The organism is Pigmentiphaga sp. NML080357 (genome assembly GCF_002188465.1).
Taxonomy (GTDB): domain Bacteria; phylum Pseudomonadota; class Gammaproteobacteria; order Burkholderiales; family Burkholderiaceae_B; genus Pigmentiphaga.
Genome location: NZ_NINW01000029.1, coordinates 230,077 through 252,397, shown reverse-complemented (window position 1 = coordinate 252,397; position 22,321 = coordinate 230,077). Strand labels below are relative to the sequence as shown.

Annotated in this window: 23 protein-coding genes; 19 read left to right on the top strand and 4 right to left on the bottom strand. The window is 68.8% G+C overall.

The genetic code is table 11. From position 1 onward, the window contains the following. The first annotated feature begins 180 nt into the window (after nucleotides 1-180). The 7 genes from lptG (at nucleotide 181) to CDO44_RS12895 (ending at nucleotide 5,376) form a co-directional block, all read left to right on the top strand. Nucleotides 181-1,359 (top strand): LPS export ABC transporter permease LptG, encoded by a 1,179-nt coding sequence (gene lptG / locus CDO44_RS12925; RefSeq protein ID WP_087780608.1) that lies wholly within the window; start codon nucleotides 181-183, stop codon nucleotides 1,357-1,359. A gap of 9 nt (nucleotides 1,360-1,368) precedes the next feature. Beyond that, entirely contained in the window at nucleotides 1,369-2,190 is an 822-nt protein-coding gene (locus tag CDO44_RS12920) for a symmetrical bis(5'-nucleosyl)-tetraphosphatase (protein ID WP_087780648.1), read from the top strand. A 24-nt stretch (nucleotides 2,191-2,214) separates the two neighbouring features. Beyond that, nucleotides 2,215-2,784, top strand: coding sequence for a dTDP-4-dehydrorhamnose 3,5-epimerase (gene rfbC / locus CDO44_RS12915; protein ID WP_087780647.1), 570 nt, complete (start codon nucleotides 2,215-2,217; stop codon nucleotides 2,782-2,784). Further along, nucleotides 2,781-3,662: a dTDP-4-dehydrorhamnose reductase gene (gene rfbD / locus CDO44_RS12910; RefSeq protein WP_087780607.1), complete on the top strand. Its 882-nt coding sequence runs from the start codon at nucleotides 2,781-2,783 to the stop codon at nucleotides 3,660-3,662. Before rfbC ends, rfbD begins: the two co-directional genes overlap by 4 nt. Beyond that, nucleotides 3,659-4,663, top strand: coding sequence for a dTDP-glucose 4,6-dehydratase (rfbB, locus tag CDO44_RS12905; RefSeq protein WP_198951358.1), 1,005 nt, complete (start codon nucleotides 3,659-3,661; stop codon nucleotides 4,661-4,663). Before rfbD ends, rfbB begins: the two co-directional genes overlap by 4 nt. Nucleotides 4,664-4,744: 81 nt before the next feature. After that, nucleotides 4,745-4,993, top strand: a complete 249-nt coding sequence (locus tag CDO44_RS12900) for a type II toxin-antitoxin system Phd/YefM family antitoxin (RefSeq protein WP_087780605.1) — start codon at nucleotides 4,745-4,747, stop codon at nucleotides 4,991-4,993. Continuing rightward, nucleotides 4,990-5,376 carry a type II toxin-antitoxin system VapC family toxin gene (locus tag CDO44_RS12895; protein WP_087780604.1) on the top strand — a complete coding sequence of 129 codons (387 nt, stop codon included), beginning with the start codon at nucleotides 4,990-4,992 and terminating at the stop codon, nucleotides 5,374-5,376. Before CDO44_RS12900 ends, CDO44_RS12895 begins: the two co-directional genes overlap by 4 nt. A 55-nt stretch (nucleotides 5,377-5,431) precedes the next feature. Here CDO44_RS12895 and CDO44_RS12890 read toward each other — a convergent pair whose 3' ends face one another. From CDO44_RS12890 to CDO44_RS12875, 4 genes are read right to left on the bottom strand one after another with little or no spacing between them, the layout of a single operon-like run. Beyond that, nucleotides 5,432-6,805, bottom strand: coding sequence for an amidohydrolase family protein (locus tag CDO44_RS12890; RefSeq protein ID WP_087780603.1), 1,374 nt, complete (start codon nucleotides 6,803-6,805; stop codon nucleotides 5,432-5,434). After that, nucleotides 6,787-7,542: an aspartate/glutamate racemase family protein gene (locus tag CDO44_RS12885; RefSeq protein WP_087780602.1), complete on the bottom strand. Its 756-nt coding sequence runs from the start codon at nucleotides 7,540-7,542 to the stop codon at nucleotides 6,787-6,789. The genes CDO44_RS12890 and CDO44_RS12885 overlap by 19 nt, the downstream gene beginning before the upstream one ends. Next, a complete protein-coding gene (locus CDO44_RS12880) occupies nucleotides 7,539-8,510 on the bottom strand; it encodes a tripartite tricarboxylate transporter substrate binding protein (RefSeq protein WP_158213277.1) in 972 nt (323 codons plus the stop codon). Before CDO44_RS12880 ends, CDO44_RS12885 begins: the two co-directional genes overlap by 4 nt. A 29-nt stretch (nucleotides 8,511-8,539) precedes the next feature. Beyond that, on the bottom strand, nucleotides 8,540-10,435 hold the full coding sequence (locus CDO44_RS12875) for a CocE/NonD family hydrolase (protein WP_158213276.1): 1,896 nt from the start codon (nucleotides 10,433-10,435) through the stop codon (nucleotides 8,540-8,542). Nucleotides 10,436-10,546: 111 nt separating this feature from the next. Between CDO44_RS12875 and CDO44_RS12870 the strand changes: the two genes are divergently transcribed. The 12 genes from CDO44_RS12870 to CDO44_RS12815 all read left to right on the top strand — a co-directional run bounded on the left by CDO44_RS12870 (nucleotide 10,547) and on the right by CDO44_RS12815 (nucleotide 22,321). Further along, on the top strand, nucleotides 10,547-11,359 hold the full coding sequence (locus CDO44_RS12870) for an IclR family transcriptional regulator (protein ID WP_087780599.1): 813 nt from the start codon (nucleotides 10,547-10,549) through the stop codon (nucleotides 11,357-11,359). A gap of 41 nt (nucleotides 11,360-11,400) precedes the next feature. Then, nucleotides 11,401-12,144: a FadR/GntR family transcriptional regulator gene (locus tag CDO44_RS12865; RefSeq protein ID WP_087780598.1), complete on the top strand. Its 744-nt coding sequence runs from the start codon at nucleotides 11,401-11,403 to the stop codon at nucleotides 12,142-12,144. A 325-nt stretch (nucleotides 12,145-12,469) separates the two neighbouring features. After that, a complete protein-coding gene (locus tag CDO44_RS12860) occupies nucleotides 12,470-13,786 on the top strand; it encodes a Rieske 2Fe-2S domain-containing protein (protein ID WP_087780597.1) in 1,317 nt (438 codons plus the stop codon). Nucleotides 13,787-13,849: 63 nt separating this feature from the next. Then, nucleotides 13,850-14,818, top strand: coding sequence for a tripartite tricarboxylate transporter substrate binding protein (locus CDO44_RS12855; RefSeq protein ID WP_087780596.1), 969 nt, complete (start codon nucleotides 13,850-13,852; stop codon nucleotides 14,816-14,818). 37 nt (nucleotides 14,819-14,855) lie between these two features. Next, nucleotides 14,856-16,142, top strand: a complete 1,287-nt coding sequence (locus CDO44_RS12850; protein WP_087780595.1) for a CaiB/BaiF CoA-transferase family protein — start codon at nucleotides 14,856-14,858, stop codon at nucleotides 16,140-16,142. Beyond that, nucleotides 16,139-17,320 carry an acetyl-CoA acetyltransferase gene (locus CDO44_RS12845; protein WP_087780594.1) on the top strand — a complete coding sequence of 394 codons (1,182 nt, stop codon included), beginning with the start codon at nucleotides 16,139-16,141 and terminating at the stop codon, nucleotides 17,318-17,320. Before CDO44_RS12850 ends, CDO44_RS12845 begins: the two co-directional genes overlap by 4 nt. After that, a complete protein-coding gene (locus CDO44_RS12840) occupies nucleotides 17,317-17,784 on the top strand; it encodes a Zn-ribbon domain-containing OB-fold protein (RefSeq protein WP_087780593.1) in 468 nt (155 codons plus the stop codon). The genes CDO44_RS12845 and CDO44_RS12840 overlap by 4 nt, the downstream gene beginning before the upstream one ends. Nucleotides 17,785-17,814: 30 nt before the next feature. Further along, nucleotides 17,815-18,933, top strand: coding sequence for a CaiB/BaiF CoA-transferase family protein (locus CDO44_RS12835; RefSeq protein WP_087780592.1), 1,119 nt, complete (start codon nucleotides 17,815-17,817; stop codon nucleotides 18,931-18,933). Between the two features lie 63 nt (nucleotides 18,934-18,996). Further along, entirely contained in the window at nucleotides 18,997-19,686 is a 690-nt protein-coding gene (locus tag CDO44_RS12830; RefSeq protein ID WP_087780591.1) for a nitroreductase, read from the top strand. A 245-nt stretch (nucleotides 19,687-19,931) separates the two neighbouring features. Beyond that, nucleotides 19,932-20,720 carry an enoyl-CoA hydratase/isomerase family protein gene (locus tag CDO44_RS12825; RefSeq protein ID WP_198951357.1) on the top strand — a complete coding sequence of 263 codons (789 nt, stop codon included), beginning with the start codon at nucleotides 19,932-19,934 and terminating at the stop codon, nucleotides 20,718-20,720. Nucleotides 20,721-20,730: 10 nt separating this feature from the next. Beyond that, entirely contained in the window at nucleotides 20,731-21,900 is a 1,170-nt protein-coding gene (locus tag CDO44_RS12820; RefSeq protein WP_198951356.1) for a thiolase family protein, read from the top strand. A gap of 1 nt (nucleotide 21,901) precedes the next feature. Then, the gene (locus CDO44_RS12815) at nucleotides 21,902-22,321 is read left to right on the top strand and encodes a Zn-ribbon domain-containing OB-fold protein (protein ID WP_087780588.1); all 420 of its coding nucleotides are present in this window, start codon (nucleotides 21,902-21,904) and stop codon (nucleotides 22,319-22,321) included.

The following is a 22,321-nucleotide window of genomic DNA, read 5'->3' as shown; positions in this document are numbered from 1 at the left end:
TCCGGTTTCGAACCGGGATCTGGCGCCTTGACTATATATAGATAGTAAACAAGCAATAAATAGTAGGCGGTGCGGCCTCCGGACGCTCCCGGGGCTGGCCGCCGATCGGCCAGCAGGGTCATGGCCGGGACTGCCCGCCCCTTCCTTTACACTAACGGCCTGCTTTCCTCCCTATACGCCGTGAAGACCGCCCGCCGCTACCTGGCCACTGAAATCTACCGTTCCTCGTCCATCGTCCTCGCGGCGCTGGTCGGGCTGTTCTCGTTCTTCGCCATGGTGGACGACCTCGACCAGGTCGGCCGCGGCGGCTTTAAGCTGTACCACTTGCTGTTCCTGGAAGTGCTGGCGCTTCCCACCCGCATCTACGACATCCTGCCGATCGGCCTTTTGATCGGCGCGATCCTGGCGTTGGCGGCGCTGGCGCAGCGCCATGAGCTGGTGATCCTGCGCGTGTCGGGGGTGAGCGGCATGCGGCTGCTGGCGATGCTGTGGATGGTGTCGGTGCCGGTGATGATCCTGGCGCTGATCCTGGCGGAGTGGCTGACGCCGGTGGCGGAGGTCAAGCTGAACGAGACCAGGCTGACGATTACCGGGAGCGCCGGAGGGCGGTCGTCGGGGGTGTTGCGCAGCGGGTATTGGTTCAAGGAAGACACGGCGGCCGGGGAGCGCATCATCAACGTAGCCGCCTTGCAGGCGGGGGGCGGCGCTTCGGAGGTGACGCTGTACGACTTTACGCCGGAGCGGCGGCTGGCGTCGGTGATCCAGGCGAAGACGGCGAATTTCGGGACGAACGAGCTGCGGCTGCACGACGTGGCCGTGACGACGATCGCGCCCACGCTGGAGTCGTCGCTGCATGGGGGCACCCGCGTCACGGAGGCGCCGGTCAAGGTGACGCGGGAGGCGGAGCGTACGGTTTCGACGACGCTCACGCCTGAGCTGCTGCTGGCGCGCGTGCTGACGCCGGAGCGGATGTCGTTTACCGATCTCCTGGACTACGTGGGGTATCTGAACAGGAACCACCTGGTGTCGGACCGGCAGATCGTGGCGATCTGGCGCAAGCTGATCTATCCGTTCACCTTGCTGGCGATGATTACCATCGCGGCCCCGATCGGTTTCATGCAGACCCGCCGCGGCGGGGTGGGCGTGAAGGTGTTCCTGGGGATATTGCTGGGCGTGGGCTTTTTCATGCTGAACCAGCTTGCGCTGAACGTGGGCATGCTGAACCGCTGGCCGGCCTGGGTGACGGCGGTGGCGCCGAATGCGCTGGCGCTGGGCCTGGCGCTGCTGGCGATGCTGAACATGGAGTACGGCAATCTGCTTCGTGCGCGCTGGCGCCAGCCGGCGGGCAACGCGGCGTGAGTGGCGGCCATGAGCATCTGGATGATCGGCGACCTGCAGGGCTGCTGCGAATCGCTTGACGCCCTGCTTGCCCGGCCGGAGATCGCCGGCGATGCCGAAGCGAGGTTCTGGTTCGCGGGCGATCTGGTGAACCGCGGGCCGGCTTCGCTGGCGACGATACGCCGGGTGATGGCGCTGGGCGAGCGTGCGGTGGCGGTGCTGGGCAATCATGACTTGCACCTGTTGGCGGTGGCCGCGGGGCTGCGCAGGCCCGGAAAGTCGGACACGATCCAGGAGATCCTGGATGCGCCGGACGCAGCCGAGATCCTGGACTGGCTAAGGCATAGGCCGCTGGCGCATTTCCAGCTCGGCCACCTGCTGGTGCATGCGGGGGTGCTGCCCGGCTGGACGGCGGCGCAGACGCTGGCGCTGGCGGGCGAGGTGGAGGCCACGCTGCGCGGACCGGATTGGCAGGCTTTCCTGGCGCAGATGTACGGCAATACCCCGGCCGCCTGGGACGATGGCCTGGAAGGGGCGGACCGGCTGCGGGTGATCGTCAATGCGTTGACGCGCATGCGTTTCTGCACGGCGGACGGCACGATGGAGTTCGCCGCGAAGGATGGCGCCAAGCATGCGCCGGAGGGGTTCATGCCCTGGTTCGACGTGCCGGACCGGGCGACCGAGTCGGTGACGGTGGTGTTCGGCCACTGGTCGACGCTGGGCCTGCTGGAGCGCCCGGGCCTGCTGGCGCTGGATACGGGCTGTGTCTGGGGCGGGCAGTTGACGGCGGCGCGGCTGGAGGACCACAAGCTGGTCCAGGTGAGCTGCCGGCAGTATCGGGTGCCGGGCTGACGCGCCCGCACGGGACCATTGATCGTGAAAATTCTGCAGACCCGCTTGCCGGAAGTCCTGGTGTTCGCGCCCGAGGTGCTGCGCGACGCGCGCGGCTATTTCGTGGAGACCTTCCGGGCGAGCTGGCTGGACGAGGCGGGCATTGCCGCCGGTTTCGTGCAGGAGAACCAGTCGCTGTCGCGCCGGGGGGTGCTGCGCGGACTGCATTTCCAGTGGCCGCAGGCGCAGGGCAAGCTGGTGCGCGTGGCGCGCGGCAAGGTGTTCGACGTGGCGGTGGACGTGCGCCTGGGATCGCCGGATTTCGGCGCCTGGGTCGGTACGGAGCTGGATGGCGACACGCACCGGCAGGTCTGGATTCCGCCGGGCTTTGCGCACGGCTTTTGCGTGCTGTCCGAGGAGGCGGAAGTCGTCTACAAGTGCACGGCCTATTACGAGCCTGCCGCGGAGGCCGGCATCCGGTGGGACGATGCCGACCTGGGCATCGCCTGGCCGCGGGCCGGCGGCCCGTTCACGCTGTCCGCCAAGGATGCCGCGCTGCCGCGGCTGGCCGACTTGCCGCGGGACCGGCTGCCCGTCTACCGGGGCCGCCCATGACGATCCTGGTTTCCGGGGCGGGCGGCCAGCTCGGGCGGGAGCTGGTGCGGCGCGCCGGCCGGCGAGATCTGGTGGGGCTGGATCGCGCGCAGTGGGACGTTGCCGATCCGCAGGCCACGGAAGAGGCGCTGGACAGGCACCGCCCCGTGGTGGTGATCAACGCGGCCGCCCATACGGCGGTGGACCAGGCGGAAAGCGAGCCGCAGCGGGCCTTTGCGGTCAACCGCGACGGGGTCGCCCAGCTCGCGCGCGCCTGCGCGGCGCGGGGCATCCCCTTGCTGCACCTGTCCACCTGCTATGTGTTCGACGGCCAGAAACGATCGCCGTATACCGAGGACGACCCGCCCGCGCCGCTGAATGCCTATGGCCGCAGCAAGTGGGAGGGGGAGCAGGCTTTGCGCGCCGCCCTGCCCCGCCATGTGACGCTGCGGGTATCCTGGGTGTTCGGGGCCCACGGGGACAATTTCGTGGGCGCCATGCTGCGGCGGGCGCAGGCCGGCGCCCCGTTGCGGGTGGTGGCGGACCAGATGGGGACGCCCACGCATGCGGGGGCCATTGCGCGGGCCTTGCTGGCGCTGGCCGGCCGTATCGAAGCCGGCGAGGAGCTGGCTTGGGGCACCTGCCACTATCCGGGCGGACCGGCGGTGAGCTGGCATGCGTTTGCCCAGGCCATCCTGGCCGAGGCGCACCGGCTGGGGCTGCTCGACGCGGCGCCGGAGGTGGCGGCCATTACGAGTGCCGAGTACCCGGCGCCGGCCCGCCGTCCGGCCTATTCCGTGCTGGACGGTACGCGTGCCTACCGCCGCCTGGGGCTGCCCGCGGCGGACTGGCGCGCCGGACTCGAGGAGGTGTTGTCCACATGGAAGCAGGCGACGTGACCCACCGCCCCCATCGGGTCCTGGTGACCGGCGGCGCCGGCTTCATCGGCGCGAATTTCGTGTCGTACCTGCTCGGCGGCGATCCCCGCGTGCGCGTGGTGAACCTGGACCTGATGACCTATGCGGCCGATCCGGCGATACTGCCGCGCTTCGACGCGACCGGCCGCCACGTGTTCGTGCGGGGCGACGTTTGCGACGCCGCGCTGGTGGGCCGCCTGCTGCGCGAGCACGACATCGACACCATCGTCCATTTCGCGGCCGAAACGCACGTGGACCGGTCCATTACCGGGCCGGGCGATTTCGTGCGGACGAACGTGGACGGGACTTTCGTGCTGCTGGAGGCGGCGCGCCAGGCCTGGCTGGTGGAGCGGGGCTCGGCGGACGGCCGGCGTTTCCACCATATTTCCACCGACGAGGTGTACGGCTCGCTGGGGTCCGGCGATGCGCCCTTCACGGAGGCATCGCCCTACGCCCCCAACTCGCCCTATTCGGCCAGCAAGGCGGCCTCGGACCACCTGGTGCGGGCCTATTACCGGACCTACGGGCTGCCGGTGGTCACGACGCATTGCTCCAACAACTACGGCCCCTACCAGCACGACGAGAAGTTCATTCCCACGATCATCCGCAACTGCCTGGGCGGCACCCCCATCCCGGTGTTCGGCTCCGGCGGCAATTCGCGCGACTGGCTGTACGTGGACGACCATTGCCGCGGCATAGACCGGGTGCTGCGGGCGGGGCGGACGGGGGAGACCTACAACATCGGCGGCGGCTGCGAGCTCACGAACATCGAGGTGGCGGAGCGGCTGTGTGCGCTGATGGATGAATACCATCCCGAGGGGGCGCCTCACCGGCGGCTGATCCGCTTCGTGGCCGACCGGCCGGGCCATGACTGGCGATATGCCATCAACGCGGGCAAGATGCGCGACGAACTGGGATGGTCGCCGCGGGAACAGTTTGAGGAAGCGAGCCGCAAGACCGTGCGGTGGTATCTGGAAAGATAGAGGAATGGGTCTGGATATATAGGCTTGACTAGCCGAGTTAGCCAGACTAGACTAGACCAAACTGATACTTAGGAGGAATCCATGCAAGCGGTCAACATGCTGGAGGCTAAATCCTCGCTGTCCCGTCTGGTCGAAGCAATTGAACAAGGCCAAGAACGAGAGATCATCATTGCGCGCAACGGCCGGCCGGCCGCTAAGCTGGTTCCGATAGATGCCACGCCGGTCGGCCGGAGGATCGGGGTCGCCAAGGGCAAATTTGAGGTACCGGACGACATCGACGTTCACAACGATGACATCGCACGCTTGTTCCTCGAAGGGGAACAACCTTGAACTTGCTGCTGGATACGCATGTCGCATTGTGGGCCATTACAGACAGCCCACGGTTGCCGCAACATGCTCGCAACTTGATCCAGTCAAGCCGAACAACGGTCTGGGTCAGCGCGGCAAGCATCTGGGAAATTGCCATCAAGCACTCCCTTGGCCGTGGACACATGCCGGTGTCGAGTCCGGACGCAATACGCTACTTCAACGACGCCGGTTATCGGTTTCTCGCCATAGAGGCCGAACATGCCGCCGCAGTAGAGGACTTGGCCGCTCACCACCAAGACCCGTTTGATCGGCTGCTCGTCGCGCAAGCGCTGATCGAACCGATGCGGTTGATGACGCACGATGCCTTGGTGGCACGCTATAGCGACACGATCATCGAAATTTGATCCTTGCCAGGCGTCAGGCCGCCGCAAATTCCTCGCAGAGGGAGCGCTCCGAACGCTATCGCCGCACGATCGCTTCCGCCGCCGCCCTCGCCTCCCGCACGAAACGCTCGCGATCCAGATCCACCGCTTGCCCGCCGCGCACGCGCAGCCGTCCTTCCACGTACACGTCCAGCGGCGCCACGCCGCCGCTGCGCATCCAGGCCAGGAGCGGGTCGGCGAAGGGCGCGAAGCGCGGGCTGTCGGTATCCACCAGCACCAGGTCGGCGGTCTTGCCGGGGCTGATGGAACCGCGCCCGGCCTCTTGCGCGCAGGCCCTGGCGCCTGCCAGGGTGGCCATTTCCAGCACCTCGTCCGGAGGGAATACGGCGTCGTCGCCCAGGACTTCCTTGTGGGCGTAGTAGGCCAGGGACATCTGTTGCGGCAGGTCGGGCCACTGGGCCGAGTCCGTGCCCAGGGCGACGGGGATGCCGGCGCGGCGCATGGCGGGGATGGCGCCGCGCTCGATGATCTGCTTGCCCGAGCCCATGGAGGTGGCGGGACAATGCGCCACGTGCGCGCCGGTGGCCGCCAGGGCCGGCCAGTCTTCTTCCGCGACGAAGCCCATGTGGGCGCCGATCCAGTGCGGGCCGAGCACCCCGAGGTCGAGCAGGCGCCGCACCGAGTCGCGGCCGTAAAGGCGCCGGGAGGCGGCTTCGTGCCGCAGGACCGTCGAGGAGTGGGTGTTGATGCCCACGCCGTCGCGCCGGGCCAGCCGGGTCGTTTCGACGTACAGCTCGTCGCTGGCGTTGAGGTCGCACAGCAGGTTGTACCAGCACTGCATGCCATCGCGGCCGTGGTGGCGGGCGACGATGGCCTCGGCGCGGGCGAGCAGTGCGTCCGCCTGGGCGATGCGCACCGGCATGGGAGGATCGCGGCCGAGATCGAAGCCCAGGTCGGCGCCGAAATCGTAGGTCACGACGCCGCGCACGCCGGTCTCGCGCGCGGCCTCGGCCAGCGCGTCCGTGTCGCCCGCGGCGGCGTCGTTGAAGTAGGTCACGCCGGATTCCAGCGCGCGCAGCAGGCTGGCGCGCGCGGCGATGCGGGTCTGGCCGGGGTCGAGGCGCAGGCCGCCGGTCAGCAGGTTCAGGAAACGCTCGATCTGCCCTCCCCGGGCCAGCAGGCCCGGCCGTTCGGGGGTAGGCGCGGGTGCGAGGCGGGCGAAGAAGAACAGGCCGGGATGCACGTGCGCGTCCACCAGGCCCGGCACCATGAGCGCCCGCGGATGGCGGTGGACCTGGCCGGCGCGCCACCGGGCATGCAAGGCCTCGCGCGGGCCCACCGCGGCGATACGGCCGGCCTTGACGGCCACGGCGCCGTCCCGGATGCGCCCGAGCGTGGCGTCCACCGTGGCGATGTGTCCGGCTTCGATGATCAGGTCGGCCTGCTGCATGGCTCGTCGTCGTCCTGTGGTGGATCGGCCTCTGCCGCGGCGAGCAGGGCTTCGCAGTGAATCGGTACGGTGTCCCACAGCCGGAAGGGCAGCGGGCGGCGCGCGATGGCGAGCGGCAGTTCGGTGCAGGCAAGCACCACGTCGCGCGCGCCTTCGGCCCGGAATGCGGCTTCGATCTCGTCGAGCACGGCCAGGGTGCGGGGGCCGGCCTCGCCGCGTTCGAGCTCGCCGAAGATGGCTTCGTCCAGGCGCTGCATGACCGGTTCGGAGGGAATGCGGGTGCGGATGCCGGCCGCGTTCAATGTGTCGTGGAACATGGGATGCACGAGGGTGCGCCGCACGCCGAGCAGCCATGCGTCGGTCACGCCATGGGTGCGCAGATGGTCGGCCAGCGCGGCGTCCACGGGCACGAAGCGCATGGCGGTGGATGCGCGCAGCTCGCCGCAGAACAGATGGCCGGTGTTGGAGCAGACGCCCAGCACCCGCGCGCCGGCGGCATGCAAGTCGTCGGCCGCCTGCCGCATGATGGCTTCGACGCGGCCCGGCGTATCGGCCGCGGCGTAGACCTGGGCGAAATCGAGCGAGCGCAGCGCCAGGTCGGCGCTGGCCAGGCCGCCTCGCCGTTCGCCGACGAGGCGGTTCAATCGTTCGTAATAGTCGCGCGTGGAGGGCCAGCCTATGCCGCCGATGAGGCCGATGCGGCGGGGCGCCCGGGCGCAGGAGGATGCTCGCGTCATTCGGGCGTCAGCCCCGTGCTCTGGATGAGCTGGTTGACCAGCGGGAACTCGCGTTCGAAGTCCTGCCTGAACTGCGCCGCGGTGCTGCCCACGGGTTCGGCGCCCAGCGAAGCCAGAAAGCCCAGGAAGCCGGGATCCTTCAGCGCCGCGCCGACCTGGCGATGCAGGGTGTCGATGATCGCCGCGGGCGTGCCGGCGGGGGCCAGCAGGCCCATCCAGGCGGTGAGCAGGAAGGGTGGCGTGCCGTATCCCTGTTCGGCGAAGGTGGGCACCTCGGGCAGCAGCGACGAGCGGCGCTTGCCGGTCACGGCGATCACGCTCACCTGCCCTTTCTGGGCATATTGGGCGGCGAGGTTCGCCGGCCCGAAGGCGAACCCGATCTGGCGGCCCAGCAGGTCCTGCAGCGCCGGCGCCGCGCCGCGATAGGGAACGTGCACGAAGTTCACGCCGCTTTTCTGCACCATGGCCTGGCCGATGACGTGCGGCAGTGAACCCGGCCCCCAGGATCCGAACGACAGGCCCGAGGCGTGCGCGCGGCCGGCGCGCTCCAGGTCGGACAGGGAACGGGCCTTGAGGTCGGGATTGGCCATCAGCACCACGCCGGTCGTGGCGACCTGGGTGATGAAGGCGAAATCCTTGTGCGGATCGTAAGGCAGCTGGCGCAGCGTGGAGGCCGCGTTGATCAGCGGATCGGGAATGGTCAACAGCAGGGTATGGCCGTCGGGCGCGGCCTTGGCGACCGCGTCGGCGCCCAGGCTGCCGCTGGCGCCGCCGCGGTTGTCGACCAGGAAGGGCTGTCCGGTCTGGGTGCGCAGCGATTCGGCCAGCCGCCGGGCGAGCGCATCCACCGGGCCGCCGGCGGGATAAGGCACGATGATGCGCACCGGCTTGGACGGATAGGCCTGGGCGAAGGCGGCCGGCGCGCAGGCGAACGCGGCCAGCGCAAGAAGCAGACGTAGGGAACGCATGATGGGGTTTCCAGGCAGGGTGGACATGGTCAATAGAGCAGGAAGTCGAGCCATGAGCCCGCGGCGCCGCCGGTGTGCACCACCAGCGGCGGCGCGTCGGCGCCGGCGTAGTCGTCGAAATGCGTGGTGTCGCGGTCGGCCAGGCAGAGCGCCAGCCGGTGGCCGGCGGGTATGCGCACCGAGGTGGGCAGCAGGTCGAGCTGCAAGGTGAAACGCTCGCCCGGCACCGGCGGCAAGGCGTCGGCCCGCGCGAAGCTGCGCGGGATGCGCAGCGGCCGGCCGGGCGGCTCGGCCGCGGCGCGGCGGCGGTGGATCAGCCGCAGGTTGCCTTCGGTGACGTAGGTGACGCCGCCTTGCGGATCGATGGCCTCGAGGTAGGCGATCAGCGTGCCGTCGCCGCGGCCGGCGGTCAGTTCGAGCTGCAATTGCAGGTGGCCCGTGATGCGGCCGTCGGCCGCGAAGGGCGCGCTGACGAAGCGGGTCAGCCCGCTCGAACCCGAGCGGTCCACGCGGACGCGTTCGCCGTTGCCCACCGTATCCCACCGCGCGCGGGTGCCGGTATTGGCGTCGGGATCCTGCACGACGACCGTATCGGCGGCATCGGCGGGCGCATCGGGCGACAGGACCGCGCCGCTTCCCAGGTGCAGTCGCGTCGGCGTGCCGCCCGCGGGCGGCCAGGTCTCGGTGCTGCGCCACACGCCCGGTTCGCCCAGTGTCACGTAATGCAGCCGCCTGGCCGGCTCGGGCGCCGCCGCGTCGGTGGCCAGATGGCGCTGGAAGAACGCCATCAGCAGGCGGTCTTGTTCCTGCGCCGGCGGATCGGGCGGCGCATCGGCGGCGCCGAAGGGGTCGCTGCCGTAGTCGCCGCCATGGCTGGTCGCGCCGATGTACACGTCCTGCGGATTGCGCTGCGTCACGAAACGGGCCAGCGCGCCATCGGCCGACCCGCCGTCCAGCCACGAGGCGCGCACGTGGTAGGGCACGTTCCGCGCCTGCAGGGCATCCAGGTACGTGCGCGACGACATGTTGCGCCACGCGACCTCGCCCAGCGCGTCGTCGCGGAATAGCAGGCCGCGCGCATCGACCGTGCCGGGAAAGCTGACGTTGCCCTGGTGCTCGCGCTGGGCGGCGGCGAGCAGCGCGGCGCCTTCCGGGCCATCCACCGGCTTGACCGGCGGGAAGGATTCGGCGAAGGCATCGCAATCGGACACGCCCATGCTTTCCCCCAGCTTGCAGATCGCGCCGTCGACCCGGTCCAGCGCCGCCACGTAGTCGCGCCACAGGTCCATGAAGCCGCGCGAATACAGGCCGCCCGGCATGGACAGATGCTCATAGACGTCGTAGTAGCTGAACATGGGCGCGGCCGCGACGAGATGGGGATTGCCCAGCCGCACCGCGAGCTCGGCATTGCCGCCAGGATAGGAAACGCCGGTGGTGGCGCAGCGGCCGTTCGACCAGGGCTGCGCCGCGATCCAGTCGAAGATGTCGCCGAAGTCCTCGATTTCGGCCGGCGTCTGCTCGCCGCCGCGGGCTCCGAAAGAGGCGCCGGTGCCGCGCGCATCGACATACATCCACGCCAGTCCGGCCTCGAGGAAGCGCTGCGCATAGGCGTAGTTCGGATCGTCCTCGGGCCGGGGCGAGCCGGGTCCGGTGGAACGCACGTAGCGCGTGAGCATGACCACCGTGCCGATGCGCGCCGTGCGCGCGGCGTCCGGCAGCCACAGGTCCGCCGCGATGCGCGTGCCGTCCCGTGTCTCGAGGTAGAAGCTGGACAGGCGGCGCACCTCGCGGTCGCCGTCGCCGCCATCGCCGTCGTCATTGCCGTCGCCGCCGCCACAGCCCGCCAGCCAGAGCGCCGGCACGGCCGCGGCAAGTTTGACCACGCGTCGCCGCGCAGGATCGAAAGCGCGTTCCTCGTTCACCATTTCCGTCTCCCTCGCCGGCATCGGGCGGATTGCCTGCCGGAGCGAAAAAAGTATTGGACGGCCGCAACGCGGCTTCGACAGCCAAGCGGAACTCTTGCCATAATTTGCACCATGGTCAAAAACTCGCATGCCCCCGCGCGGCGCACCATCGGCGCCGTGGAGAAGGCGGCCGCCATCCTGGCCGAGGTCTGCGCGCATCCGCAGGGGCTCTCGCTGAGCGAGATCGCGGGCGCGCTGGCGCTCGATCCCGGCCTGGCGCACCGCTACCTGAATTCGCTGACGGCGGCGCGGCTGCTGCACCGCGACCTGCGCACGCACCTGGTCACGCCGGGGCCGGCCCTGCTGGCCGCGCGCCATGCCGCGGCGGGGCACTACACCCGGCAGTCGGCCGAGTTCGTGGCGGCGCTGCAGCAGCTGCACGGGGGATTGCGCGAGACGCTCAGCATCCTGCGCTGGACCGGCAGCGGCCCGCACGCGGTGTGGGTCAAGGACAGCCCCGATACGCTGGCGCTGACCTACCGGCTGGGCGCGGTACTGCCGCTGCTGAGCACGGCCTCGGGACACGTCTGCCTCGCCTTCGCGCCGCAGGCCGAAGTGCGGCCCCTGCTCGAACGGGAATGGCCGCGCCGGCGCGCCGAAGTCGGCCCGCAGCTGAATCGCTGGAGCCTGCAGGAACTCGTGGCCGAGGTCCGAAAGCGGCGCCTGGCCAGGGGCCGCAATTACCTGCATCGGGTCAGCGCGATCTCGACTCCCCTGTTCGACGCGGACCGCCGCTTCTGGGGCGTGCTTACCGCCCTCGGGCCCACCGCGCGCTTCCCCTATGGGTGGCGCAGCCCGGTTGCGCGCGGGCTGCACGCGTTCAGCCTGGAACACGCGGTGCCGGAGCATTTCGTGGACAGCCTGCAGGCGATGCCTGCGGGATGAGCAGGTAGAATGCTTGGGCCACTGACCCAATCCCTTTCTTCATGAAATCTCCCACCGCCGCGGTCGAGTTCGCCGCCATCGCCGCGCCCCGCGCCGTCGACGAGATCGAAACACAGATACGCGACATGGTCGCGCAGGGCCGGCTCAAGCCGGGCGACCGCCTGCCTTCCGAACGCGAACTGGCCGCGCGGCTGAACGTGAGCCGCAATACCTTGCGCGAAGCGCTGCGTACGCTCGAACGCGCGGGCATCCTGGAGATGCGCAAGGGCGCCACCGGCGGCGCCTATATTCTTCATGGCAGCTCGGATGCCATCGTCGACGGCTTGAGCAATCTCTATCACCTGGGCGCGATTTCTCCGCAGCAGTTGACCGAGGCGCGGATCTGGCTGAGCGAGATCGTGGTGCGGGTGGCGTGCGAGCGGGCCACCGAGGAAGACCTGAAGGCGCTGGACGAGAACATCCAGGCCGCGCGCCGCGCCATTGCCGAGGACCGCTTCGACATCCGGCAGAAGCTGCACCGGGAATTCCACCTGATCCTGGCCCGGGCCACGCGCAATCCCATCATCGAAGGCACCATGGCGGGCGTGATGGAAGTGATGGGCTTGTTCATCGAACGCATCGGGCCGAGCGAGAACGCGTTCACCGAACCGGCGCGGGACCGCTTGATGAAGCACTTGCGCAAGCGCGATGCGGATGCCGCGGTGAAGGAAATGACGAGCTACCTGAAGCGGCTGCAGACGCGCTACCTGGACCAATGGGCCGAGCGGGAGAAACCCGGCCGCTGATACCCTCCGCCGCAGACATGCCCGCACGAACGCCCTCGCTGTGAACAGGCACCGGGCGGGCGCTTTCCGGCACCCTCCTTCTCCGCAACGCCCCCTCCCTCCGGATTCCGGCTGCTAGCCGATTCGCTCCCCTTTCCTGCTCATCCATGACCATGGCGGCCTGGCGGGCTCGTGCAGCCTGGCGCCGACGGCGCCGGCCGCACAGCCCTGGCTTCGCGCGCCTCCCGTCGGCTGGGGATTCTCCCGACACCTTCCCCCTGGACATCGGCCTTGGATCTCTGGTAGATTGCTTGAATGGTTGAACCAAACTTTCAGGAGACAAGGCATGTTGTCGCACGAGGATAACGAGCGCCTGGTCCGGGTAGGCCCCGGCACGGAAATGGGCAATCTGATGCGGCTGTACTGGATTCCCTTCCTCGCTTCCAGCAACGTGAAGGCGGACGGCCAGCCCTACCGGGTCCGCCTGCTGGGCGAAGACCTGGTGGCTTTCCGGGACAGCAGCGGCCGCGTGGGACTGGTGGACCACGCCTGTCCCCACCGGGGCGCGCAGATGGCATTCGGGCGCAACGAGGAAAACGGCCTGCGCTGCATCTACCACGGATGGAAGTTCGGCGTGGACGGGCAATGCCTGGAGATGCCGGCCGAGCCCGCCGGATCCGCCATGCCGTCGCGCATGCGGATCAAGTCGTACCCGGTGCGTGAACGCCATGGCGTGCTGTGGACCTACATGGGGCCCGATGCCGACGACCCGCCGCCCCTGCCCGGCCTGGAATGGAACCTCGTGCCCGAAAACCAGTCGGTGGTGACCCTGCGCGTGCAGGAGTGCAACTGGCTGCAGGCGCTGGAAGGCGAGATCGATTCCGCCCATGCGGCCATCCTGCACGGCCGGGTGGATGGGGGCACCGTGAACCAATGGCGCCAGGCGCAAGACCTGATGCCCACCTTCGAATGCCAGCAGCACGATGCGGGCATCAGCATCGCCGCGCGGCGCAAGGTGGACGGAGACAGGAATTACGTGCGGGTCAACCAGTTCCTGATGCCGTTCTGGACCCTGGTGCCGCCGCAGTCGCAGTACCCCGAGCTGAGCGGACACGCATGGGTGCCGATCGACGACGAGCACACGCTCTGCCTGATGTTCTCGTACCACCCCACGCAAACCTTCTACGAGAAAAGCCGCAAGGTCTTCAAGGAGGGCTACAAGGGCCGCGAAACGGGCCATGCCTCCGAGCACTCCTTCGAGCGCCGCGCCGTGACCGTGCCCTATCACACCTACTGGAGCAAGTTCAATCGCGGCAACGCCTACCAGTTCGACTATCAGTCGCAAGTAGAGAAGTACAAGGCCGGCCTGCCGGGGCTATGGGTGCAGGACGCGGCTTGCCAATCGGGCGTCGCGGCCATCTACGACCGCACCCGGGAACACCTGGGCACCACCGATACCGGCATCGCCCGCACGCGTCGCTTCCTGCTGGAAGCCTTGAAGCGGCTGGCCGCCGAGCAGGCGCGCCCCGCGTCGGTCCACGCTCCGGACCTCTTCATGGTCCGCGCCATCTCGGTCACCCTGCCGCGGGGCGGGGACTGGATGGAAGCGGGCCGTGAGTTGATGAAGGCCCGCCTGGGCCAGGACTTCGGCTACATCCCTTAGCAATCCCGCTCATCCACAACGAGCGCGGGGCCCGGCGGGCGATCCGCGCCAAGGAGACGAATCATGATCCCGCATCGACTCGATTGGCGCCTGCTGGCGGGCGCGGCCTGTGTATCGCTTGCCCCTGCGGCGCAGGCGTCGGACTATCCTAGCAAGCCCATCCAGATCATTGTCCCGTACGCGCCGGGCGGCTCCACCGACCAGCTCGCGCGGGCGCTGCAAAAGCCGATGAGCGACGCGCTGGGCCAGCAAGTGGTGGTGATCAACAAGCCGGGCGCCGGCGGCACCATAGGCACGGACCAGGTGGTGCGCGCCGAGCCGGACGGCTACACGCTGGTATTCGGCAACACCGGCCCCAACGCCATCGTGGCGCTGACCCGCAAGATCCCGTACGACCTCTTCACGGACCTGCAGCCCATTTCCACTGTAGCGCTGACGCCCATGATCCTGGCCGTGCCCGCCGACAGCCCGGCCAAGACGCTGAAGGACTTCATCGCCTACGCGAAGAAGCAAGGCAACACGATGAACTTCGGCTCGGTGGGCGCGGGATCGCTTTCGCACCTGACGGGCGAATACTTCAACGAACTGTCGGGCCTGAAGCTGCAGCACGTGCCCTATACCGGCGGCGCGCCCATGCTGCCGGCTTTCATCGGCGGAGAGATCCAGGCGGCGTTCGTGACGGGGCTGGACGGCGCCACCATGCTGGCATCGGGCAAGGTCCGCTACCTGGCCGTGGGCACCGAGAAGCGCACCGACGTGGCCCCCGGCCTGCCCGCCATTGCCGAGGACGTGCCGGGATTCAAGAGCGTGGCCTGGTTCGGGGTGCTGGCGCCTCGCGGCACGCCGGACAACATCGTGAAGAAGCTCAACCGCGCGGTGGCGGCGGCCGTGGCGAATCCCGAGGTGAACAAGCTGTTCCGCGATCGCTGGATCGAGCCGCACAGCAGCACGCCGCAAGAGTTGACCGACATCATCAAGAGCGAAGTCGCCCAATGGAAACCCGTGGTCCAGAAGGCGAACATCCAGAACTGACGCCGGCCACGACCTGCGTACCCAAGGAATCCCATACATGCTGCAGAACCTGGAAGCCGATTTCCCCGCGCACTCGCCGCGCCCCGCGCAGGCGCCCCACGCGCTCGAGGGCATGCGGGTGATCGACTTTTCGCATTTCATCGCCGGGCCGTTCGCGACCATGATCCTGGCCGACATGGGGGCGGAGGTCATCAAGATCGAGGCGCCCCAGCGCGGCGACGACTTCCGCCAGTATCCGCCCGTGCATCCCGATATCGGCCAGGGCGCCCCCTTTCTCTGGAGCAACCGCAACAAGCGCAGCGTGGCCCTGGACCTGAAATCGGCGGAAGGATTGCGGATCGCGCGCGAGCTCATCGCCACCGCCGACGTCGTCGTGGAAAATTTTTCCACCGGCGTGATGGAGCGGCTGGGGCTGGACTACGCGAGCTGCCGGCACGGCAACCCGGCGCTGGTGTATTGCTCGGTGTCGGCCTACGGCCGCGAAGGCGCGTTCGCCGACCGGCTGGGCTTCGACCCCATCGCCCAGGCGGAAAGCGGCTTCATGTCGATGAACGGCTATCCCGACCGCGAGGGCGTGCGCGCGCTGTCGCCCGTCATGGACATCGGCACCGCGATGATGGCGGCCAATGCCATCCTCGGCGCGCTGCTCGCCCGGGCGCGGACCGGACAAGGCCAGGCGGTGGAAGTGGCGCTGTTCGACAGCGCGGTGCTGATGACGGGCTACGCCACGCTGCAGCACGTGTTCAGCGGCGAGGAACCCCGCCGCCACGGCAATACCAGCCCGGATACCTGCCCGTCCGGCGCCTTCCGGGCCCGGGATCGCTCGTTCTACATCAACTGCGGCAGCAACAAGATCTTCCAGAGGCTGATGGCGCAGGTACTGGAACGGCCGGACCTGGCCGAGCATCCGGACTATGCCAGCGGCGCGGCGCGCAGCGCGAGGCGCGAAGAGTTGTTCGCCATCCTGGACGAGGCCTTCGCCAAGGAGCCCTGGACGCATTGGCAGGCGCGCATGCGGGTGGCCGGCGTGCCGTGCGGGCTGGTCCGTACGGTAGGCGAGGCGGTGCGGTCGCCCGAGGCCCGCGAACGCAAGCTGCTGACCCGCATCCCCCACGACCGGCTGGGATGGGTTCCCAATCTCGCGCTGCCGATCCGCTATTCGGCCACGCCGCTGGCCGATCCCGTGCCGGCTCCCACGGTGGGGCAGCACACGCGCGAGGTCTTGGGCGCCGTGCTGGGATACGGCGCGGACCGCCTCGACGCGTGCGCCGCCGCGGGCGCCTTCGGCCCGGCCCCTCTCGCGCGCGAAGCAGCGCCATCATGACCGGCCGCAGCCTGAAAGGCCGCGTAGCCGTGGCGGGCATAGGCGAGAGCCGCTACTACCGGCACGGGCAATCGCCGGATCCCGAATTCAAGCTGGCGCTGCAGGCCATCCTGGCCGCCTGCCGCGACGCGGGCCTCGCGCCCACGGAGATCGACGGCTTCGCCTCGTACGGCAACGAGCGCAGCGACGCTTCCCGGCTCGCTGCCGCGCTGGGCATTCCGCAACTGCGTTCGGCCACCATGCAATGGGGCGGCGGCGGCGGCGGATGCTGCGCCGCCGTCGCCAATGCGGCCGCCGCCATCCGCGCCGGGATGGCCGAATGCGTGGTGGTCTTTCGTTCGCTGGCCCAAGGCGAGTACGGGCGCTTCGGACAATCCGCGGACCTGGCCACGGTGTCCGGCGAACGGGCCTACCTGATGCCCTATGGCGTATTGGCCCCGCCCCAGCGCTTCGCCATGCGGGTACGCCGCTTCATGCACGATCACGGCATCCGGCAGGAGGCGATGCGCGCCATCGCGCTGGCCTCGTATCGGCATGCGCAGTCGAACCCGCGCGCGGTGATGCATGGCAAGCCGCTGGACGAAGCCGGCTACGACGCCTCGCGCTGGATCGTGGAACCGTTCCGCCTGTACGACTGCTGCATGGAGAACGACGGGGCCGCGGCCCTCATCCTCGTGGATGGGCAGCGGGCGCGCGACTTTCCCCACAAGCCGGTCTACCTGCTGGGCGCCGCGGCAGGCTCGGGATACCGCGCGGGCGCAGATCCGCACAACGCGCCCGGCTACGCCGGCGCCAATTTCGGCACGCTGGCCCCCGAGCTCTACCGCATGGCCGGCGTCAGCCCGCAGGACGTCGGGGTGGTGCAGAGCTACGACAACTTCACCGCGGGCGTGGCCATGGCGCTGATGGAGCACGGCTTCTTCCGGCCGGAAGAAGCCAACGAGTTCCTGACGCCGGACAACTTGTCCGCGCCGTCGGGCAGGCTGCCGCTCAATACCAGCGGCGGCAACCTGGCGGAATGCTATATGCAGGGATTCGAACTGGTGCTGGAGGCCGTGCGCCAGGTGCGGGGCACGGCAACCGCGCAGGCCGACCGCGCCGACGTCGCGCTGGTCACCGGCGGGCCGATGGTCACGCCCACCAGCAACCTGCTGCTGGGATCGGAGGCCGCCTTATGAACGCGCGAAAAACCGGCGATGCCCGCTATCTTCCCGCCGGGCTGCCCATTCCCGTTGCCGAGCCCGACGGTCTGTCGGCGCCCTATTGGCAAGGGCTGCGCGAGGGCCGGCTGCGCGTACAGCGCTGCCCCGCTTGCCAGGCCTGGCAATTCGGCCCGGAATGGCTATGCCACCGCTGCCATCGGTTCGATCCCGAGTGGCGTGACGTGGAAGCGAAAGGACTCATCCACAGCTGGGAACGCGTCTGGCATCCGTCCCATCCGGTACTCAGGCGACATGGGCCATATCTGGCGGTGCTGGTCGAACTGCCCCACGCGGGCGGCGTGCGCATGGTCGGCAATCTGCTGGGGGATCCCATGCAGGAGGTGCGGATAGGCGCGGCGGTCGATGGCGTGTTCGAGCACCATCCCGATGCGGCCCCGCCTTATTCGCTGCTGCAGTGGCGCATCCGCCGGAACGGCTGACGGCGCTTTATCCTGAACGCGAGACTGGCGATGAATCATCACGATGACGAGGCCGCACCCTGCCGGGGCCCTCTTGCCGGCCTGCGGGTAGTCGAGTTCGCGGGCCTGGGCCCCGCTCCTTTCGCCTGCATGCTGCTCGCCGACATGGGGGCGGAGGTCGTCACCATCGCCCGCCCCGGGACGCCGGCCACCGACGCGCGGCAAATCGCCGGGCGCGGCCGCCTGGTGGTGCGGGCCGACCTGAAGGACGCCCACGCGCGCGGCGAAGTGCTGCGGCTGCTCGACGCGGCAGACGTGCTGGTCGAAGGTTTCCGGCCGGGAGTCATGGAGCGGCTGGGACTGGGGCCCGATGCCCTCGCCGCGCGCAACCCGCGCCTGGTCTACGGCCGCATGACGGGTTGGGGCCAGGCGGGCCCGCTGGCGCAGACCGCCGGACACGACATCAACTACATCGCGCTCGCGGGCGCCCTCCATGCCATCGGCCCGGCGGACGCCGCGCCCGTGCCGCCGCTCAACCTGGTGGGAGACTACGGGGGCGGCAGCCTCTACCTGGTGGCGGGCATCCTGGCCGCGCTGTACGAATCGCGCCGCTCGGGACGCGGCCAGGTGGTGGATGCGGCCATTACCGACGGCGTGCTGTCGCTGATGAGCCAATGTATGTCCGGGGCGCTCAAGGGCACCTTCCGCGAACGCCGCGGCGCCAACATGCTGGATGGCGGCGCGCCCTACTACGGCGTCTATGCCACCGCCGACGGCGGCCACGTGGCCGTCGGCCCGATCGAACCGCCGTTCTTTGCGGAGCTGTGCGAACGGCTGGACGTCGATCCGGTCCTGCGCGACGCCCAGCACGATCCGGCGCGGTCGGCGGCCTTGCGGGCCGAGCTCGCGGCGCGTTTCGCGCGCCGGACGCGGCGGGATTGGGAAGACATCTTCGCCGGCAGCGACGCCTGCGTCACGCCCGTGCTGAGCCTGTCGGAGGCGCGGGCGCATCCCCACCATGCCGCGCGCCAGGCATTCGTCGAAGTGCAAGGCACGCCGCAGCCGGCCCCCGCTCCGCGGTTCTCGCGCACGCCTTCCGCCGCGCGGCCGGCGCGGGAAACCGGCATCGCGGCGGTCGCCAGGCGCTGGGAGCGGCCCCAGCCCGTATGATGCATGCATGGATCCGCGCGCGCATGCCGCGAGCGCGGGTGCCCCGCAAGGAGAAACGAGCGCATGGTTAATCCCGGCGAAGACAACGCATCGATCGAACAACTGCTGCACGAGCGCTGGAGCTGCCGCGGCTTCCTGCCGCAGACACTGCCCCGGGCGACCATTACCCGGATACTGGCGCTGGCGCAGCGGACCGCCTCGTGGTGCAACACGCAACCCTGGCAGGTGGTGGTGACCTCGGGCAACGGTACCGAGCGTTTTCGCCAGGCGCTGAGCGCCCACGTGGCCAGCCGTCCGCAGGCGCATCCCGACTTCGACTTTCCCAGGGAGTACGCCGGCGTCTACCGCGAGCGGCGCCGCGAGTGCGGCTTCCAGCTCTACGACAGCGTGGGCGTCCAGCGTGGCGACCGCGAGGCCTCCGCCCGCCAGGGTGCGGAGAATTTCCGCTTCTTCGGCGCGCCGCACGTCGCCATCGTGAGCACGCCGGAGGCGCTGGGCGTGTACGGCGCCGTCGATTGCGGCGCATATGTGAGCAATTTCATGCTGGCCGCCCGCAGCGTGGGCGTGGCGACGATCGCCCAGGCGGCGCTGGCGGAATACGCCGGCTTCATCCGCGAGCACTTCGACATCGGGGACGACCGCCGCATCGTGTGCGGGATTTCGTTCGGCTATGCCGATCCCGCGCATCCGGCCAACGGCTTCCGGACCAGCCGGGCGCGGATCGACGAGGTCGTGCGATGGGTGGAGGAATAGCCCCCCCCGGTTCGTAAGGCCCCATAGCGGCCGGGTGCGCCCGCGAGGGGCGCATCGCCGGCGCCCGAACCGCGGCGCCGCGCACTCCTCAGAAAAAATGACGTGGCGCGACGAAAACTCACGCGCCCGCCTTCGCTCGTCTTTTCTTATTGCACGATCGTGCGATTAGAGCCAGAATCCCCGTACGGGCATCAAGCATCGGCATGCGCCGTGAACGTGCCTCCACCATTCGGAGAAAGAAGGCGATGGAAGACATTCTTGTGGAATCTCGTGCCAGTTGGCTTGAGATCACCATCAACCGGCCTGACAAACTGAACGCCATACGGGAGCAGACCGCGGCGCAGATCCTCGGCCAGCTTTCGTCGGCGGAGGCCGACCGCCAGTGCCGGGCAGTCATCCTGCGCGGTTCGGAAAAGGCGTTCTGCACCGGCGTGGACACCAGCGAACAGGTGCTCGCACCGGACGAGATTTTCGAGCTCTGGCGCCGGCGCAAGCGCGAGCGCAAGGTCAACCAGTTGTTCAAGGCGCTGCCCGAATTCACCAAGCCGGTGATCGCCGCCGTGGAGGGCTACGCCCTGGGCGGCGGCTTCGAACTGGCGCTGCTATGCGACATCATCGTGGCCGCGGACGGCGCGCAGTTCGGGCTGCCTGAGGCGCGATTGGGGCTCATGCCGGGAGGGGCGGGCACGCAGACGCTGCCGCGCCTGATCGGCAAGCCGCTGGCGAAGGAATTGATGTGGACCGGCAGGCGCATTCCCGCGGCCGAAGCGCTGTCGCTGCGCCTCGTCAACCATGTGGCCGAGCGCGGCCATGCGATCGACAAGGCGCGCGAGCTGGCGCAAAGCCTGTCCGCCCAGGCCCCGCTTTCGGTCATGTTCACCAAGCAGGCGGTGGAACGGGGTTTCGACACCACCTTGAGCGAGGGCATGAACATCGAGGCCGACGCGTTCTTCGCGCTGGCCTTCTCGTCGGACAAGGAAGAAGGCCTGGCCGCCTTCCGGGAAAAACGCGCCGCCAACTTCACCGGGCGTTGAGGAGTCTATCTTGGGCAAGAAAAAAGACATCGCGATCGTCGGATACGGCGAAACGCCCGTGGTCCTGCGCGGTGGGCGCAGTTCCTACGAGCTGGCCGCGGACGTGCTGGACCAGATCCTCGCCGCCACCGGCCTGGAGAAGTCGGAGATCGACGGCATTGCCGTTTCGGAGACCATGAGCGAGACGAGCAATCCGTTCTGGGCCGTATTCCTGGCGGAGCACCTGGGCCTGCAGACGCAATGGACGCAGGTCAACGGCCTGGGCGGCGCATCGACCATCGCCGGCATCGCGCGAGCGGCTGCCGCGATCCGCGACGGGCAATGCCGGACCGTGCTCGTCATCGCCTCGGACGCCCAGTCGAGCTACCCTCCGGCCGAACAGGGCGGACAACGCTGGGAGTTCCAGTACCCGGTGGGGCTGCGCGGGCCGACTGGCGTATTCGGCATGCTGATGCATCGCTACGAGCACCAGCATGGGCTGGATTACGGGGCGCTGGCCAAGCTGGCGGTCACGCAGCGCAATCACGCCCTGCTCAACCCCAATGCGTCGGCCAAGCTCAAGACGCCGCTGACGGAACAGGACTACCTGTCGTCGAAGTTCGTGTCCACGCCGCTGCGCGTCCTGGACAGCGTCATGGTGTGCGACGGCGCCAACGGCGTCCTGGTCACGTCGGCGGAGAACGCCGCGCGCCTGGGCCTGAAGAAGGCCGTGTATCCCGTCGGCTACGGAGAGGTCTCCAACTACAAGGTCGATGACCTGACGGCGGACATCACCGAAAGCGGCTTCACCCTCGCGGGCCCGAAGGCGCTTGCCCAGGCGGGCATGTCGGCGCGCGACGTGCGCATGTTCCACCCTTACGACGACTTCCTCATCGCGATTCTCCTGCAGCTCGAGCAAATCGGCTTCTGCGAGCGAGGCAAAGGCAGCCGGTTCATCCTGGATACGGATTTCAGCTACCGCGGCGACCTGCCCCTGAATACGGGAGGCGGGCAGATCTCGGCGGGACAGCCGGGATTGGCCGGCGGCGGTTTGAACCTGGTGGAGGCGGTGCGCCAGATGTTCGGCGAGGCCGGCGAGAGACAGGTCGAGGATCCGCGCAATGCCATGGTCACGGGCATAGGCGTCATTCCCTTCGGCAAGAACTGGAGCGTCTCCAACGTACTGATTCTGGAGCAATGACATGACCGAAAAGAAATTGCCGCCCCGCCCACTGCCCCGCCCGGACATCTATGCGAAAACCCGCCCGTTCTGGGATGCCGCGAACGAGGGACGCCTCCTTCTCCAACGCTGCAAGGACACGGGAAAGTGCCAGTGGTTTCCGCGTTCGGGATCGGTCTATACAGGAAAGCGCAATATCGAGTGGGTGGAGTCGTCCGGACGAGGCACGGTCTATTCATGGACGCTGTCCGTCGCGCCCTGGCCCGGCCACGAAAGCAGGGCGCCCTATCTGTGCGCCTATGTCGAGCTGGAAGAGGGAGTCCGCATCCTGGCGAACCTCTTCAACGTCGAGCCGGAAGGCGTGCGCATAGGCATGCCGGTCAAGCTGATGTGGGAACGGCTGTCCGACGAGTTCAACTACCCTGCTTTCGAACCGGCCTGA